The sequence below is a fragment of the Aeromonas sp. S41-2 genome (assembly GCF_027705845.1).
GTDB classification, from domain to species: domain Bacteria; phylum Pseudomonadota; class Gammaproteobacteria; order Enterobacterales; family Aeromonadaceae; genus Aeromonas; species Aeromonas hydrophila.
Window position 1 is genome coordinate 22,396 of record NZ_JAPDCG010000018.1, and the last position, 15,336, is coordinate 37,731.

General features: G+C 62.8%; 15 protein-coding genes. 10 read left to right on the forward strand and 5 right to left on the reverse strand.

The window, feature by feature from the left end; genetic code table 11:
- The first annotated feature begins 11 nt into the window (after positions 1–11).
- A complete protein-coding gene (locus OKC44_RS21680; protein ID WP_005307217.1) occupies positions 12–440 on the forward strand; it encodes a F0F1 ATP synthase subunit epsilon in 429 nt (142 codons plus the stop codon).
- A gap of 94 nt (positions 441–534) precedes the next feature.
- The gene (gene glmU, locus OKC44_RS21685; protein WP_270815058.1) at positions 535–1,896 is read left to right on the forward strand and encodes a bifunctional UDP-N-acetylglucosamine diphosphorylase/glucosamine-1-phosphate N-acetyltransferase GlmU; all 1,362 of its coding nucleotides are present in this window, start codon (positions 535–537) and stop codon (positions 1,894–1,896) included.
- A 50-nt stretch (positions 1,897–1,946) separates the two neighbouring features.
- Here glmU and creD read toward each other — a convergent pair whose 3' ends face one another.
- The 4 genes from creD to blrA all read right to left on the reverse strand — a co-directional run bounded on the left by creD (position 1,947) and on the right by blrA (position 6,427).
- Positions 1,947–3,308: a cell envelope integrity protein CreD gene (gene creD / locus OKC44_RS21690; protein WP_270815060.1), complete on the reverse strand. Its 1,362-nt coding sequence runs from the start codon at positions 3,306–3,308 to the stop codon at positions 1,947–1,949.
- 118 nt (positions 3,309–3,426) lie between these two features.
- Positions 3,427–4,221, reverse strand: coding sequence for an OXA-12 family class D beta-lactamase (gene blaOXA, locus OKC44_RS21695; RefSeq protein WP_270815062.1), 795 nt, complete (start codon positions 4,219–4,221; stop codon positions 3,427–3,429).
- Between the two features lie 75 nt (positions 4,222–4,296).
- Positions 4,297–5,718, reverse strand: a complete 1,422-nt coding sequence (gene blrB, locus OKC44_RS21700) for a beta-lactam sensor histidine kinase BlrB (RefSeq protein WP_270815064.1) — start codon at positions 5,716–5,718, stop codon at positions 4,297–4,299.
- 34 nt (positions 5,719–5,752) lie between these two features.
- A complete protein-coding gene (gene blrA / locus OKC44_RS21705; RefSeq protein WP_270815066.1) occupies positions 5,753–6,427 on the reverse strand; it encodes a beta-lactam response regulator transcription factor BlrA in 675 nt (224 codons plus the stop codon).
- 123 nt (positions 6,428–6,550) lie between these two features.
- Between blrA and OKC44_RS21710 the strand changes: the two genes are divergently transcribed.
- Together OKC44_RS21710 and glmS are read left to right on the forward strand one after the other, a co-directional pair.
- Positions 6,551–7,324, forward strand: coding sequence for a DeoR/GlpR family DNA-binding transcription regulator (locus tag OKC44_RS21710; RefSeq protein ID WP_017410463.1), 774 nt, complete (start codon positions 6,551–6,553; stop codon positions 7,322–7,324).
- Between the two features lie 55 nt (positions 7,325–7,379).
- The gene (gene glmS, locus OKC44_RS21715) at positions 7,380–9,212 is read left to right on the forward strand and encodes a glutamine--fructose-6-phosphate transaminase (isomerizing) (protein WP_017410462.1); all 1,833 of its coding nucleotides are present in this window, start codon (positions 7,380–7,382) and stop codon (positions 9,210–9,212) included.
- A gap of 64 nt (positions 9,213–9,276) precedes the next feature.
- On the opposite strand, the gene OKC44_RS21720 is transcribed toward glmS, so the two are convergent.
- Positions 9,277–10,053 carry a helix-turn-helix transcriptional regulator gene (locus OKC44_RS21720; protein WP_016352388.1) on the reverse strand — a complete coding sequence of 259 codons (777 nt, stop codon included), beginning with the start codon at positions 10,051–10,053 and terminating at the stop codon, positions 9,277–9,279.
- 209 nt (positions 10,054–10,262) lie between these two features.
- Here OKC44_RS21720 and OKC44_RS21725 point away from each other — a divergent pair, with 209 nt between their 5' ends.
- Genes OKC44_RS21725 through OKC44_RS21750 form a run of 6 tightly spaced genes read left to right on the forward strand, consistent with a single transcriptional unit; the run spans position 10,263 to position 15,093 of the window.
- Positions 10,263–11,024, forward strand: a complete 762-nt coding sequence (locus OKC44_RS21725; protein WP_201355061.1) for a DUF3450 domain-containing protein — start codon at positions 10,263–10,265, stop codon at positions 11,022–11,024.
- On the forward strand, positions 11,021–12,328 hold the full coding sequence (locus OKC44_RS21730) for a MotA/TolQ/ExbB proton channel family protein (RefSeq protein WP_201355060.1): 1,308 nt from the start codon (positions 11,021–11,023) through the stop codon (positions 12,326–12,328). The genes OKC44_RS21725 and OKC44_RS21730 overlap by 4 nt, the downstream gene beginning before the upstream one ends.
- Positions 12,325–12,855 carry a MotA/TolQ/ExbB proton channel family protein gene (locus OKC44_RS21735; protein ID WP_270815074.1) on the forward strand — a complete coding sequence of 177 codons (531 nt, stop codon included), beginning with the start codon at positions 12,325–12,327 and terminating at the stop codon, positions 12,853–12,855. Before OKC44_RS21730 ends, OKC44_RS21735 begins: the two co-directional genes overlap by 4 nt.
- Positions 12,852–13,253, forward strand: coding sequence for an ExbD/TolR family protein (locus OKC44_RS21740; RefSeq protein ID WP_254198747.1), 402 nt, complete (start codon positions 12,852–12,854; stop codon positions 13,251–13,253). Before OKC44_RS21735 ends, OKC44_RS21740 begins: the two co-directional genes overlap by 4 nt.
- Positions 13,250–13,912, forward strand: a complete 663-nt coding sequence (locus OKC44_RS21745; RefSeq protein ID WP_017410458.1) for an energy transducer TonB — start codon at positions 13,250–13,252, stop codon at positions 13,910–13,912. The genes OKC44_RS21740 and OKC44_RS21745 overlap by 4 nt, the downstream gene beginning before the upstream one ends.
- 2 nt (positions 13,913–13,914) lie before the next feature.
- Positions 13,915–15,093, forward strand: coding sequence for a tetratricopeptide repeat protein (locus OKC44_RS21750; RefSeq protein WP_270815079.1), 1,179 nt, complete (start codon positions 13,915–13,917; stop codon positions 15,091–15,093).
- The last annotated feature ends 243 nt before the right edge of the window (positions 15,094–15,336 follow it).

Sequence of the window (15,336 nt, forward strand, 5' to 3'; positions counted from 1 at the left end):
TAGGAGGGCCCATGGCAGAGATGATCTCCTTTCACCTGGACGTGGTGAGCGCTGAAGGAAAACTGTTTTCCGGTCGCGTGCAGTCCGCTCAGGTATCAGGCTCCGAAGGTGAGCTGGGTCTCCGCCACGGTCATGCTCCGTTGCTGACTGCCATCAAGCCGGGCCTGGTCCGCTTGGTGAAGCAGAATGGAACTGAAGAGGTGCTGTACATCTCCGGCGGCATGCTGGAAGTACAACCCGAAGCCGTGACCGTGCTGGCGGACACCGCGATTCGTGCCGACGATTTGGATGAGGCGAAAGCCCAGGAAGCCAAACGCGCGGCGGAAGAGCGGATCCACAGCTCCCATGGTGATATCGACTACGCCCAGGCCGCCACCGAGCTGGCCAAGGCGATGGCTCAACTGCGGGTCATCGATATCGTCAAAAAGAATTACCGTTAATAACGGTGAGGTAAAAAGCGACCTGCGGGTCGCTTTTTTTTTACTCGTTGGATAGACTCCGCCGAGTATTTCTTCATGTTCCAAAGGTCGAATTATGTCTCTCAACGTCGTGATCCTGGCTGCGGGTAAAGGTACCCGTATGCGCTCCTCCCTGCCCAAGGTGCTGCACCCGGTCGCCAACAAGCCGATGGTTTCCCATGTGATCGAGACTGCCCGCAAGGTCGGTGCCGAGCAGTTGCATCTGGTGTATGGCCACGGTGCCGAACTGCTGAAGGAGCGGATCCAGGCATCCGATCTGAACTGGGTGCTGCAGGCCCAGCAACTGGGTACCGGCCACGCCGTCGCCCAGGCCATCCCGTTCTGGCAGGACGAAGACGACGTGCTGGTGCTGTACGGCGACACCCCGCTGATCCAGCCGGAAACTCTGCAGCGGCTGCTGGCCGCCAAGGCCGCCGACGGCATGGCGCTGCTGACCGTGGTGCTGGACAACCCGACCGGCTATGGCCGCATCGTGCGCAGCAACGGCCAGGTGGTCGGCATCGTCGAGCAGAAGGATGCCAATGCCGAGCAGCTGGCCATCCGCGAAGTGAACACTGGCGTGCTGGTGGCCAACGGTGGCCAGTTGCGTCAATGGTTGTCACGTCTGGACAACAAGAATGCCCAGGGCGAGTTCTATCTGACCGACGTGATCGCCATGGCACACGGGGATAATTGCCCGATTGCTGCCGTGCATCCGGATCATGCCATGGAAGTGGAAGGGGCCAACAATCGGGTTCAGCTGGCTCAGTTGGAGCGCAGTTATCAGCAGATGCAGGCCGAGCGGCTGATGATCGCTGGCGCCACCCTGATCGACCCGGCCCGCTTCGATCTGCGCGGCACCCTGGAAATCGGGGAAGAGGTGGTAATCGACGTCAACGTCATCATCGAAGGCAAGGTAGTGCTGGGCAACCACGTCCGCATCGGGGCCGGCAGCGTGCTGAAGGATTGCGTGATCGGCGACCACACCGAGGTGAAGCCCTACTCCGTCATCGAGGGGGCGCAGATCGCCGATCAGTGCTCGGTCGGTCCCTTTACCCGACTGCGCCCGGGCGCCGTGCTGGAGCAGGACGCCCACGTCGGCAACTTCGTCGAGATGAAGAAGGCCCGACTGGGGGTTGGCTCCAAGTGCGGTCACCTGACCTATCTGGGAGATGCCGAGGTGGGTGCCAAGGTGAACATCGGGGCCGGCACCATCACCTGCAACTACGACGGGGTGAACAAGTTCCAGACCATCATCGAGGACGATGTGTTCGTCGGCTCCGATACCCAGCTGGTGGCGCCGGTGCGCATCGGCAAGGGGGCGACCCTGGGGGCCGGCTCCACCATCACCAAGGACGTGGCCGAGAACGAGCTGGTGATCACCCGGGTACCCCAGCGTCACATCCAGAACTGGGCTCGCCCGGTCAAGAAGAAGTGATGCCCGATCAATGAAATGCAAACCGGCGCCTGATGGCGCCGGTTTTGTTTTCAGTTCTCCTGCCCGCTGGCGGGAGGCGTCGGGGCATTCCCCATCACCCGATACCAGTCCAGCTTGCGGGTCAGCACCATGACCAGCGCCAGGATGGCGAACAGCAGCAGGGCGCCAAGCAGCAGGGCTATCTCCTCGGCCTGCAGCAAGCCGAACAGGATGGCGTAGACCAGCCCGAGCAGGGCCGCGAAGCCGAGCCCCTGTCTGGGGCCGCCCAGCACATGGCTGAGGTAGAAGCCGTTGAGGGCCACGCTGGCCAGGGCGGCAATCAGATAGGCCCAGGCAAAGCCGAGGTGTTCGGTCAGGGCCAGCAGCACCAGATAGAAGATGGCCAACCCCATGCCCACCAGGGCGTACTGGATCGGGTGCACCCGCAGCCCCTTGAGCAGCTCGAACATGAAGAAGCTGAGGAAGGTGAGGCCGATAAACAGCAGCGCATACTTGGCGGCTCGCTCGTTCTGCTGGTAGTGATCCACCGGCTGCACCAGGCTGACGCTGAAGGCAGGCAGATCGCCGCTGGCACCCTTGATCATCCGGTTGAAACGGCTCTCCATGTCGGTAGCGAACCAGCTGCTCTGCCAGCTGGCCTCGAAACCACTGCTGGTGAGGGTGCGGCTGCCCGGCAGAAAGTCACCGATGAAGTTGGGGTGGGGCCAGTTGCTGGCGAGGTTGAGCCTGCTGTCCTGGCCGATCGGCACCACTTCCAGCTGGTTCATCCCCTGCAGATCCAGCTCGATGTGAAAGGCGCCGTCTGCTCCCGGCAGGGTGGCAAGCGGTGCATGGATGCCGGCCAGCCCGTCACCCAGCAGGGCGCCGGGAGCAAACGGGATGCGTTGTTCCCCCAGTTGCAGCTCAGGCACCCGGTTGATGCCGCGGGCATCGGACAGCACCAGGCTCAGATAGGGTTTGCCTGCCACCAGGGCGGGATCGGCGCCATCGACGGTCAGATCCGGTTCGCCGCTGATCAGGGTCTTACCATTCAGTTCGGCAGGCAGTCGCCCGGAGAGGGAGAGCCGGGTGTGATAGACCTGGGCCTGGTAGATGCCGAGCTTGCGCGGGGTCACTTCCATGCTGGCCTGCACATCCAGCTGTTCCGGCAGCAGGTAGCGGTAGAGCTGCAGCTTGCGCTCGAAGCGCTTGCCATCCTGCTCCACCGTGACGGTGCGGGTATAAGGCTGCACCACGACCGGCCCCAGCAGTCGCTGCGGACCACTGCTGCTGGCCATGATGCTGTGGATGGCCTGGCTGCGATAGGCCTGGCGCTCCCGGTTCAGCTCCATGATGGATTGCACCGGCACCATCAGCAGCAGGCTGAGCAACAGCAGCAGAAAGATCTTATGGCTGAATATCTGTTTGACCATGACACGTCTCCTTGTTGATGGAGCCGAGTGTGGCGGTCGTGGGTGAAGGGGAGATGGGGCTGTGTGAAGCGGGGGTGAAGGGGGATAAAAAAACCGGCGCCTGGCGCCGGTCTGGGTATCACAGGGTTTTCAGTTTGGCTGGCAGGGCGGCCAGCACCTCTTCCTTGGCCTTGAGCGAGGCGAACTGCTTGCCGGGTTTCTGCACCACGGTATGGACGAAGATGAGCTGTTTGCCCGGCTTGCTGGCCCAGCCGATGAACCAGCCGATCTGCTGCTCCCGGTTGAGGCTGCCATCCAGCTTCTTCGGGTAGCCCATGCCGGTCTTGCCGTGGATCTGCCAGCCGTCGATCTCGCTCACCTTGAGGATGTTGGCGGTGTACTGCAGGGTCTGCGCCGACACCGGCAGCTTGCCGCTCACCATCTTGCCGAGGAAGCGGGCCTGCTCCTGTGGACTGATGGCGAGGCTGGAACTGAGCCAGGCCTGGGTCAGGCCGTCGTGCTTGCCAGGATTGCCGGAGAGATCCCGGTTGCCGTAGTCAAAACGGTCGACGTACTGCTGGAAGCGCTCCATCCCCAGCCATTCGGTGATCTGCTGGGAGAACCAGACCACCGAGTAGGTTTCCCAGCGGCGCGGGGTGGTTGTTTCCCGCCAGGCGGGCAGCCAGTCGTCGTAACCCGGCTTGAAAGGCAGTGCCGGGTGCTCTTCATCCACCAGAAAGCCGCTGTCGTAGCCCATCAGCGCCAGCGGGATCTTGAAGGTGGACGCGGGTGGCAGCTGGCTTGAACAATCCCCTTCGCTGGAGAGGGTCTGGCCGTTGCCGTCGGCATAGAGAAAGCAGCCGGCGGCGGCGCTGGCCGGCAGCGAGAACAGCAGGCCTGCGCCGAGCAGGCCGGATAACAGAAGGCGGGACATGGGGTCTCCTTGAGCACATTGAGTTCGCTGGGAAAACATCAGCATAGCGCCGCTTTATGTGGCCAGTGTGAAGTGTCAGCCTGCCGGCAACCAGAGCTCGGCCAGCACCCCGCCGTCAGGCTGGTTGGTGAGGGTCAACCGGCCACCGTGCTGGCGCGCCACCTCGGTGGCGAAGCTGAGCCCGAGGCCGCTGCTCTTGCCCTTGTCGGGTCTGGGCAGCGAATAGAAGCGCTCGAAGATGCGTGGCAGGGCGTAGTCCGGAATGCCGGGCCCCTGATCCCGCACCCGGAAGCAGTAACCCCCCTCCTCCATGGCCCCGTTCAGTGCCAGGGTGCCGCCGATGGGGGAGAAGTCGAGGGCGTTGTCCAGCAGGTTGCCGAGTGCTTGTTCCACCAGCAGCGAGTCCCACTTCTGTTTCTGGGCCTCGCCGAGTTCGGCCACCAGCGTCACCTGACGGCGCTGGGCCAGGATCTGGCGGGCATCGAGCACCCGCCTGCCCAGCCTGGCCGGCTCGACGGCCTGCCTGTCCAGCCCCTGCCCCGACTCCAGTTTGGCCAGCTGCAGCATGCGCTCGATCAGCTGCTGCATGCGGGCCGTCTCCAGATTGATGTTGCCGATAAAACGGGTAGCCACCTCGGGTGGCGGTGCCTCGGCCAGGATCTCCCCTGCCCCACGAATGGCGGCCAGCGGGCTCTTGAGCTCGTGGGTCAGGCTGTGTACATAGGCTTCGATGTAGGCCTTGCCGTCCAGCTGGCGACGCATGGTTTCCAGGGAGCTGCCGAGCCGATCCAGTTCCGGGCTGTAGAGGCGTGGCAGGCTGGCGGGCTGACCCTGGCTGACCGCATCGGCGTAGTGCACCAGCTTGCCGATGGCGCGGTTGAGCCACCACACCAGCAGGGCGCCGATCAGCAGCGAGATGAACAGCAGCAGGGCCGCCCCCTGCAGCAGCTGGTGTTCGCTGCGCTCTATCATGGGAAGCAGGGTGCGGTTGGGTTTGGCGACGGTGAGGGAGCCGAGGATGTCGTCCCCCTCCCGCAGCGGTGCGGCCACGTGCATCACCGAACTGGCGGGATCGTCGGGGTCGCTGCGGGTGCTGCGGGCGCCGTATTCCCCGCGCAGGGTGCGATAGACGTCGTTCCAGCGTGAATAGTCCTTGCCCAGATCGACCCCGTCCGAGTCGTAGACCACCTTGCCCCATCGATCGACCACATAGATGCGGTACTCCGCCTGCTGCTTGAGGTGACCGTCGATCAGGGCGTTGATGGGGCTCTGGTTGAGGCGGGCGAAGGCGCTGGCCAGCCGGCCATCCGCCATCTTGCCTTCCTGCAGGTCATCCAGCGCCAGCGGTGCCAGCATCTGGGCCATGTCCACCAGGGTATCTTCGGTGGCGCTGCGCACCCCGGGTTTGATCTCCTCGACGAAGATCTCCAGCACGAACCAGGCGGCCAGCGCGAAGATCAGCACCAGCCCGCACAGCAGTTGCAGCCCGATCCTCATGGCGTCCTCCGGTCGGTGTCAGGCCATCCTCTGTTCATGCCAGCTCCAGGCTGTAGCCGAGCCCGCGATGGGTCAGGATCAGGTTGGCGTGGGGATCCCGCTCCCGCAGCTTGGCACGGATGGTCTTGATGTGGGTATCCACGGTGCGATCCAGGCTCTCCTCCGCCCCGCTCCACACCAGATCCATCAGCTGCTGGCGGGAGTAGACCCGGCCCGGCGCCTGCATCAGGGTCTTGAGCAGCAGGTATTCGTAACGGGTGAGCGCCAGCGGCTGGCCGTGAAAGCTGATGCGGGCCCGCTCCTCGTCCAGCGCCAGCAACTGGCTCGGTGGGGGCGTGGCCGGCTGGCTGCGGCGCAGGATGACCCGTACCCGGGCGCACACCTCCCGTGGCGAGAAGGGTTTGGCCACATAGTCGTCGGCGCCGATCTCCAGTCCGATCAGCCGGTCTATCTCCTCGCTGCGGGCGGTGAGAAACATCAGCGGGGTATCGCACAGCGCCCGAACCTGTTTGCACAATTCGAAACCACTGATGTCCGGCAGCCCCACATCCAGGATCAGAAAGTCGGGGCGCGTCTGTTCCAGTCGTGCCAGCAGCGGCTGGCCGAAGGAAAACCACTCCACCTCGAAACCGTCGGTTTGCAGCGCATAGATCAGGGTGTCGGCGATGCTGGCTTCATCTTCCACCAGCCAGATGGTTCGTTTTTGCATGGCATCCTCGTCGCAAATCAGCTGTCCCATTCTGGCATCGAACCAAATCGGATCCTATTTGCCGTTTGATTTTTTCAAAAAAGGTATTAATATTTCGCCATTCTTTCGAATCGAAACTTAAAGATGACCAAACGTAATACTCAGCAGCGCCGTCACACCATAGTGAGCCTGGTGCAGGAGCAGGGTGAAGTGAGCGTCGATGCCCTGGCCAAACACTTCGCCACCTCCGAAGTGACCATCCGCAAAGATCTGGCGGTGCTGGAGACCGGTGGCCTGCTGTTGCGCCGTTACGGCGGTGCCGTTCCCCTGCCCTCCGAGATGGTGGTGGAGAGCAATCCCGAGCAAGTTTCGAAACGAAAGCTGGCGATCGCCCGTGCGGCTGCCGAACGGATCCGTGATCACAATCGCGTCATCATCGACAGCGGCAGCACCACCAGCGCCATGATCCCCATGCTGGGCAACAAGCGCGGCCTCATCGTGATGACCAACTCCCTCAACGTGGCCGGCGCCCTGCGCGAGCTGGAGAACGAACCCACCCTGCTGATGACCGGCGGTACCTGGGATCCTCACTCCGAATCCTTCCAGGGGCAGGTGGCGGAGCAGGTGCTGCGCTCCTATGACTTCGACCAGCTGTTCATCGGCGCCGACGGCATCGATCCGGAACGCGGTACCACCACCTTCAACGAGCTGGTGGGCCTCTCCCGGGTCATGGCCGAGGTGTCGCGGGAGGTCATCGTCATGGTGGAGTCGGAGAAGATCGGCCGCAAGATCCCCAATCTCGAACTGCCCTGGTCCGGTATCCATACCCTGGTGACCGACGAGGGGCTGGCCAGTGCGGCCAGAGAACAGATCCAGGCCAGGGGGATCCAGCTGATTTGCGCCCCCGTGGCTGTTTGACCTGAACAAACCAATATCCAACCGAATTAACGTCTTACATCTCAAGGAGAAGTGTATGTGTGGTATCGTCGGGGCCGTCGCCCAACGTGATGTGGCTGAAATCCTGGTAGAGGGCCTGCGCCGTCTGGAATACCGTGGTTACGATTCGGCCGGTGTCGCCGTGTTCAGCGCCAACCAGCCGCTGCAGCGGGTGCGTCGTCTGGGCAAGGTGGCCGAGCTGGCCAAGGCGCTGGAAGAGCAGTCCGTCCACGGTGGTACCGGCATTGCCCATACCCGCTGGGCTACCCATGGCGAGCCGTCCGAGCGCAACGCTCACCCCCACGTCTCCGAGCATATCGTGGTGGTGCACAACGGCATCATCGAAAACCACGAAGAGCTGCGTGAAGAGCTCAAGGCGCTGGGCTATGTGTTCAGCTCCGACACCGACACCGAGGTGATCGCCCACCTGGTGCACCACGAGCTGAAATCCGCCCCCAGCCTGCTGGCGGCCATGCAGGTCGCGGTGAAGCAACTGCGCGGCGCCTATGGCACCGTGGTGATGGACAGCCGTGACGACAGCCGCGTGGTGGTGGCCCGCTCCGGCTCGCCGCTGGTGATCGGCCGCGGCATCGGCGAGAACTTCATCGCCTCCGACCAGATGGCGTTGCTGCCGGTGACCCGTCGCTTCATCTTCTTGGAAGAAGGTGATGTGGCCGAAGTGACCCGCCGCGACGTGCATATCTTCGATACCCACGGCGAGGCCGTGGTGCGCGAGGAGCTGGAGTCCGAGCTCTCCCACGATGCCGGTGACAAGGGTGAATACCGTCACTACATGCTCAAGGAGATCTACGAGCAGCCCAAGGCCATCACCAATACCCTGGAAGGTCGTCTGGGTTCGGATCACGTGGTAGTCGAGTCGTTCGGCAACGGCGCCCGCGCCATCTTCGACAAGGTCGAGCACGTCCAGATCGTCGCCTGCGGCACCTCCTACAACTCCGGCATGGTGGCGCGCTACTGGTTTGAAGAGATCGCCGGTGTCTCCTGCGACGTGGAGATCGCCTCCGAGTTCCGCTATCGCAAGTCGGTGGTGCGCCCCAACAGCCTGCTGGTGACTCTCTCCCAGAGCGGCGAAACCGCCGACACCCTGGCCGCCCTGCGGTTGGCCAAGGAGTCCGGCTACATGAGCTCGCTGGCCATCTGCAATGTGCCAGGCTCCTCCCTGGTGCGCGAATCCGACCTGGCCTTCATGACCCGGGCCGGTGCCGAAATCGGGGTGGCCTCCACCAAGGCGTTCACTACTCAACTGGCTGGTCTGCTGATGCTGGTGGCCTCGGTCGGTCACTGCCGTGGCAACCTGAGCGCCGCCGCCGAGGCCGAACTGGTCAAGGCGCTGCAAGCCTTGCCGCTGCGCATCAAGGAGAGCCTGGCGCTGGCCAAGGACATCGAAGCCCTGGCCGAAGAGTTTGCCGACAAGCACCACAGCCTGTTCCTTGGTCGTGGCAGCCAGTACCCCATCGCCATGGAAGGGGCACTCAAGCTCAAGGAGATCTCCTACATCCACGCCGAGGCCTATGCCGCCGGTGAGCTCAAGCACGGCCCGCTGGCGCTGATCGATGCCGAGATGCCCATCATCGTCGTGGCGCCGAACAACGATCTGCTGGAGAAGCTCAAGTCCAACGTGGAAGAGGTGCGCGCCCGTGGCGGTATCCTCTACGTGTTCGCCGATGCCGATGCCGGCTTCAAGAGCGACGAGACCATGCGGGTTATGAGCCTGAATCACGTGGAAGAGATGATCGCGCCGATTGTCTATACCGTGCCGCTGCAGCTGCTCTCCTACCACGTTGCCCTCATCAAGGGCACCGACGTGGATCAGCCGCGCAACCTGGCAAAATCCGTGACGGTGGAATAAGCCGTCGCCGGAAATGAAAAAGAGCCGCATTGCGGCTCTTTTTGTTTGTCTGGCTGGGTGGCTGTTATGACAGCCGCAGGTTGGTGATGGTCACGTCGTCCAGCGAGGGCACTATGATGCCGCTGGAGATGCTCTTGGCGATCGCCTGGTTGCGGTTCTTCGAATCGGTCTTGTTAGTGACCTGATTGAGGTGGAAGTTCACGGTCCGCTCGCTGATGCCGAGGATGGTGGCGATCTCCCAGGAGGTCTTGCCCTCGCTGGCCCAGAACAGGCACTCCTTCTCCCGATCCGACAGCTCGGTCAGGTACTTCATCAGATCCGGCCTGCTCTTTATCAGCTGCAGCGCCGAGTTGAAGATGTAACTGGCGCAGAACGACAGCAAGGGAACGTTTTCAAACATCAGATCGGAATTGGACTTCTCCTTGCTGATGAAGGAGAGGATGCCGTGTTCCCCCTGCGGCGTGTGCAGCGGGAAGGAGACGCCGTTTCTCACCCCGAAGTCGGCGGCCAGGTTCATCACCTCCCGGCTGGCGCTGGGCAGCCAGGGAGAGTCGCAGTCGAGCTTGTTCCAGAAGATGGGCTGGGTCTGCTTCAGTCCCAGGAAGACGACCGGGTCCTGGGTCAGGTAGTGCCGCTCTGAATAGGCATCGAACCAGCTGGTGGGGCAGTTGTTGAACAACGCCACATGGGATTTCTGCATGCTGATGGGGAAAATAATCAGCAAACGGAAGTAATCAAAGCCCATCTGATGACTGAAGCGCTCCAGCTGCTGCTGGATGTCGCTGGTCTTCTTGGCCTTGGTGAACCGATCGATGTGTTCCCAGATCGCATCGTTGAACATGAACTTCTCCTTTTTCGATCTCTATCACATTGATCGAAAAGATATTTTTTATTTATTAATTTGGTGTGGTGAGAACCAACGCCAGTGACTCCCGTGCTTGCTTAAAAATTATCCTGTTTTTTCGGCCGAAGGCCAACAAAATCATCTGATTGCCACTGCCCCCACTCTTTGAGACAATGAGAATAGTTATCATTGTTAAGATTTATATCATGAATAAGTTTTGGGGTTTGGCCTTGTTGCCACTGTCAGTCCATTTCGCCGCTGGCGCCGACGAGCTGGTCGCACCGGCACTGAAAAACAGCATCGCCGCCGGGAAAGCCTCCCAGCAGCGCGTGGAAAAAGCCGCCGATGCGGCCGTTGCCGCCCGGCTGGAGCTGCAAAATGCCCAGCTGCAACTGCGTGATCTGGAAGCCTACAACCGCTACATGCAGTCTCTGGTGGCCGATCAGCAAAATGAGCTGGGCAAACTGAGTCAGCAGCTGGAGGCGGTACAGGAGACCCGGCAGGGCCTGATCCCGCTGATGCTGCAGATGCAGGCCGATCTGGAGCAGCTGGTACAAAACGACATACCGCTGCGCAAGGAAGATCGCCTGGCGCGGGTTGAACAGCTCAAAGCGACCCTGGCCCGCGCCGACGTGAGCGAGGCGGAGAAGTTCCGCCAGCTACTGCAGGCCTACCAGATTGAAGCCGAATACGGCAGCCGGTTGGATAGCTACTCTACCGAGCTGGCGCTAGATGGCGCACCGCGCCGGGTCGATGTGCTGGCGGTGGGTCGGGTCTCCCTGCTGGCGATGACCGCCGATCGCTCCCAGGCGTGGCGCTGGTCTGCGCAGAGCAAGCAGTGGCAGGCTCTCGACAGCCAGTGGCTCTCTCCCATTGCCGAGGCGTTGGAGATGGCTGCCGACAAGAAGGTCCCCCAGTTGTTGAATGTCCCCCTTTCCGTCAGCCGTGGTCAGGAGGCCCAGTCATGAGCATCACCATGAAGTGGTTCCCCCTCGCCATTGCCCTCTCTCTGGGCACCACCACTGCCGTTGCCGATGAAGCCTGGCAGCAGCAGGAGCAAGCCCGTGAACAGCAGGCCCAGCAGGACCTGGCGTCTGTCTCCAAGGAGCTGAACAGTGCTCGTGCCAAGCTGGCCGCGGCCCAGAGCCTCAGCAAGCAGCTGGCGGCCGAGTTTGCCGGCAACGAGAAGCAGCTGGTGGAGCTCAATGCCCAGTGGGAGCAGGCCTCCGGCGACATGAACGAGATCTTCGCGGTGACCCGTCAGGGGGCCAGCGATGCGGTCAAGCTGCTGAGCGAATCCGCCGTCGAGGGCCAGTATCCCGAGCGCCTCGCCCCGCTGAAAACCATGGCGCAGGAGAAGCAGGTACCGGATCGCGCCGCCCTCGCCCTGCTGCCCGCCACCCTGCTGCAAGAGATCCGTGAATCGGGCCGGGTTGCACAGTTCACCGGCAAGGTGCTCGATGCCCAGGGGGCTGCCAGCGAGCAGTCGCTGACCCGGGTCGGCAGCTTCGCCCTGCTGGGTAGTGAAGGCTTCCTGCAACCCACTGCCGAAGGCCTGAGCCCGGTGCTGGGTCTGCCCGGCAGCGTGCTCTCCGCCGCGGCCGCCTATCAGGGTCAGGAGGGGGAAGCGCTGCCGCTGGATCCCTCCCACGGCACCCTGCTGGAGATGCTGGCGCAGGCCCCTACCTTCTGGCAGCAAGTCCAGCAGGGCGGCCAGGTCGGCGCCATTATCGTGCTGCTGGCCGCCATCGGCCTGGGGATCGCCGGGGTACGGCTGTGGAGCCTCTCCCGCGAGCTGGGTCGGGTGCGTCGCCAACTCAAGAGCGGCGAGTACCATGCCGACAATGCCCTCGGCCGGGTGCTGACGGTGGCTGACAAGCATCCCGAGCTGAGCATGGAGACCCTCGAACTGCGTCTCGACGAGGCGATCCTGCAGGAGACCCCTCGCATGGAGCGCGGCATCGGCATGGTCAAGGTGATCGCGGCCATCGCTCCCATGCTGGGCCTGCTCGGCACCGTGACCGGGATGATCGGCACCTTCCAGGCCATCACCCAGTTCGGCACCGGCGATCCCAAGATCATGGCGGGCGGCATCTCCATGGCGCTGGTCACCACGGTACAGGGTCTGGTGGCGGCCATTCCGCTGATCCTGGCCCACAGCCTGCTGCAATCCCGCTTCACCGAACTCTCCAACGTACTGGAGCAGCAGGTGGCCGGCATTCTGGCCGAGCGGGCCGAAAGCAACCGTGACGGGATGGAGCGGGCGGCATGATGCTCGACATCTGGCAACAGCTGCAGAGCTTCATGGGCCGTGGCGGCCCGGTGCTCTGGGTCATTCTGGCCCTGCTGGTGCTGATGTGGATTATGATGATCGAGCGGCTGCTCTACCTCAACCTGGGGTTTGCCCCGCTGCAGCGCCAGCTGCTTGGCCGCTGGCAGGCCCGCAGCGAGCGCCACAGCTGGCGCGCTCGGGCGATCCGCGGGCGCTGGCTGGCCGAGGCCGAGCTGGAGCTCAACCGTCATCTGATCTTCATCCGCACCCTGGTGGTGCTCTGCCCCATGCTGGGGTTGCTGGGTACCGTGACCGGCATGATAGGCGTATTCGATGCGTTGGCCGCGGCCAACCGTTTTAACCCGGAGAGCATGGCGGGCGGGATCTCTCGCGCCACCATCCCCACCATGGCTGGCATGGTGGTCGCGCTCTCCGGCGTGTTGTTACTCAGCCGGCTCGAGAGCCAGGCCAAGCGTGCGCTGGCCAAGACCCGGGACGGCCTGCGAGAAGAGAAGGTAATGCAATGAGACGGCAATCCAAACGCCAGCGTGACGAAGTGCAGATCGACATGACCCCCATGCTGGATATCGTGTTCATCATGCTGATCTTCTTTATTGTCACCACCTCCTTTGTGCGCGAAGCCGGGCTCGAGGTGCACAGGCCCCAGGCCAGCCAGGCCAAGGCGCAGAAGTCATCCAGCATCATGCTGGCGATCGGCGCCCAGGGGCAGATCTTCCTCGACCGCAAGCAGATCGACGTGGAGCGGGTGCAGGCCGGCGTCGCCCGCCTGCTGGCGGAACAGCCCGATGCCAGCCTGGTGATCCAGGCCGACGAGCGGGTACCCCACGGCAAGGTGGTGCGGGTGATGGATGAAGCCAAGGCGGCAGGCATTGCCAACATCGCCGTGGCGGTGGCACCGAAATGAAATACAAGCTGATGAGCCTGGGACTGGGGATCGCCCTCAGTCTGGGGATCCTGCTGTTCATGGCCACCCTGGTGGAGCCGCCCAGAGGGGAGAAGGCGAGCGCCGAGCAGAAATCCATCGTCATCAACATGCAAAACGAGGTGACCGAGGTACAGGTGCGCGAGCGCCCGGTACCCCAGGAGCCGGAACCCTTGCCGGAGCCGCCTGCCGCGCTGGCCTCGACGCCGCTGCCTATGCCTGCGGCGGCCCCGCTGCCCTCGGTACAGCCGAGCCTGGATCTGGTATCCAGCCTCAGTGCGGTGCAGGTCTATGCCCCCGGTGTGGCGACCAGCCCTACCCCGGTTGCGAGCGGCAACTTCCATGGCCAGCAGCAGGGGGCCGGGATCGGCGCCGGTGACATGTTGATGCCGTTGCAGCGGATCGAGCCTGTCTATCCCTATCGGGCCCAGCAGGCCGGCATCGAAGGGTCGGTGACCTTGCGCTTCAGCGTCGATGCCGACGGCCGGGTACAGGATGTGGAAGTGGTCGAGGCCAAGCCGAAGCGTCAGTTCGAGCGGGCGGCCATTCAGGCGATCAACAAGTGGCGCTACCAGCCGAGACCGGGCGCCACCGACAAGCTGGTGCAAGTCATCACGCTCAAATTCAAACTGGAGTCATAACTATGTTGCGGATCTGGATCTGTGTGCTGGCCCTGGTCAGCCAAGCCTGTCTGGCGATGGAGGTGAGCCCTCATTTCTCCCGCCAGCTGGAGCCCGTAATGAAGCTCTATCAGTCCGGCCAGTGGCAACAGGCCCAGAGCAAGGCATCCGGCCTCAAACCAAATAGCGAGGCTGAGCGTGCCTGGCTGGCCCAGTTGCAGGCGTCCCTGGCCGCCAACCTGCAGCAGACCGCGCAGGCAAGCCGCTACGTGGAACAGGCGCTGGCCTATAAAGAGTGGCCCGAGCAGCAACAGCTGCAACTGTTGCGGCTGCGTGGTGACATCCAGGCCCAGCAATCCAACTGGGCCGGCGCCATCGCCAGCTACAAGGCCGCATTGGCCATCAAGGCTGACGATGCCTTGCGCTTGCGTCTGGCCGGCCTCTATTACCACAACAAGCAGTACGGTGAGGCGGCCAGCCAGAGTGAACAGCTGTTGAAGAAGAGTTGGCAGAAGCAGGCTGCGATCATCCGCCTCTCGGCTCTCACCGCATTGCAGCGCTACGGCGTGGCGGCCGATCAGGCCGCAGAGCTGATCCGCCACGAGCCGACAGAGAGCAAGTGGTGGCAGCAGGCGGTGTCGCTCAACCTCTCCGCCAAGCGCGGCGATCAGGCGCTGGCGCTGCTGCAAACCGCCATCGACAGGAAGTTGATGGATGATGCTGCCACCCGCAACCAGCTGATCCGTCTTTATGCCTGGCAGGGACTGCCCTATCGCGGTGCCCGTCTGCTGGAAACAGCCATGGCGAAGGGACAGATGAAACAGAGCGCCGACAATCGCCAACTGCTGGCTCAATTGTGGGAAGGGGCGCGCGAGTGGCCGAAGGCCGTCGACAGCTGGCAGCTGCTCGCCCGCGAGCATGCTCAACCCAAGGCGGCCATGCGCGCCGCCGAGCTGCTGTTGCAACAAGGCAGAACGGATGCGGCCATGACCCAGCTCGTGGCCATCAAGTCGGTGAAAGGCGAGCAAGGCAATCGCGCCAAGGCGCTGCTGGTGCAGGCGCACCTCAATAAAGAGCAGTATGCCCAGGCGCTGGAGCTGGCCCGTGAACTGCAGCAGCAGGATAACTGGCAGCAGCGAGCGACCAGTTGGGTCAACTATATCCAGGCGCAAAGCGAAGAATTGAGCAAAAAAGCGGCGTAAAAGAGGGCTGAAGCCCTTGTTTTAGAGGGTTCAGCCTGCTTTTTCAGCAAACGAACGCATTTTTGCAAAAAGCCCTTGTCATCGCGGCGCGGCTCCCTATAATGCGCCCCTACCAGCACGGCGGAGCACGCCAACCTGATGAGCCAGCTTCCTTGCGAAGTGGGCACCGAAAGAAAAGCGAAAACAGTCGCTTGACTTTCGAAGTGAGAAGCGTAATATGCGCCTCCTCAACGCGACAAGCGT

Coding starts and splice junctions, on each gene's coding strand:
- blrA (WP_270815066.1), bottom strand. CDS start 6,427: ATGCAAAAACGAACCATCTGGCTGGTGGAAGATGAAGCCAGCATCGCC.
- OKC44_RS21710 (WP_017410463.1), top strand. CDS start 6,551: ATGACCAAACGTAATACTCAGCAGCGCCGTCACACCATAGTGAGCCTG.
- OKC44_RS21725 (WP_201355061.1), top strand. CDS start 10,263: ATGAATAAGTTTTGGGGTTTGGCCTTGTTGCCACTGTCAGTCCATTTC.
- OKC44_RS21680 (WP_005307217.1), top strand. CDS start 12: ATGGCAGAGATGATCTCCTTTCACCTGGACGTGGTGAGCGCTGAAGGA.
- creD (WP_270815060.1), bottom strand. CDS start 3,308: ATGGTCAAACAGATATTCAGCCATAAGATCTTTCTGCTGCTGTTGCTC.
- OKC44_RS21720 (WP_016352388.1), bottom strand. CDS start 10,053: ATGTTCAACGATGCGATCTGGGAACACATCGATCGGTTCACCAAGGCC.
- glmU (WP_270815058.1), top strand. CDS start 535: ATGTCTCTCAACGTCGTGATCCTGGCTGCGGGTAAAGGTACCCGTATG.
- OKC44_RS21745 (WP_017410458.1), top strand. CDS start 13,250: ATGAAATACAAGCTGATGAGCCTGGGACTGGGGATCGCCCTCAGTCTG.
- blaOXA (WP_270815062.1), bottom strand. CDS start 4,221: ATGTCCCGCCTTCTGTTATCCGGCCTGCTCGGCGCAGGCCTGCTGTTC.
- blrB (WP_270815064.1), bottom strand. CDS start 5,718: ATGAGGATCGGGCTGCAACTGCTGTGCGGGCTGGTGCTGATCTTCGCG.
- OKC44_RS21750 (WP_270815079.1), top strand. CDS start 13,915: ATGTTGCGGATCTGGATCTGTGTGCTGGCCCTGGTCAGCCAAGCCTGT.
- OKC44_RS21735 (WP_270815074.1), top strand. CDS start 12,325: ATGATGCTCGACATCTGGCAACAGCTGCAGAGCTTCATGGGCCGTGGC.
- glmS (WP_017410462.1), top strand. CDS start 7,380: ATGTGTGGTATCGTCGGGGCCGTCGCCCAACGTGATGTGGCTGAAATC.
- OKC44_RS21730 (WP_201355060.1), top strand. CDS start 11,021: ATGAGCATCACCATGAAGTGGTTCCCCCTCGCCATTGCCCTCTCTCTG.
- OKC44_RS21740 (WP_254198747.1), top strand. CDS start 12,852: ATGAGACGGCAATCCAAACGCCAGCGTGACGAAGTGCAGATCGACATG.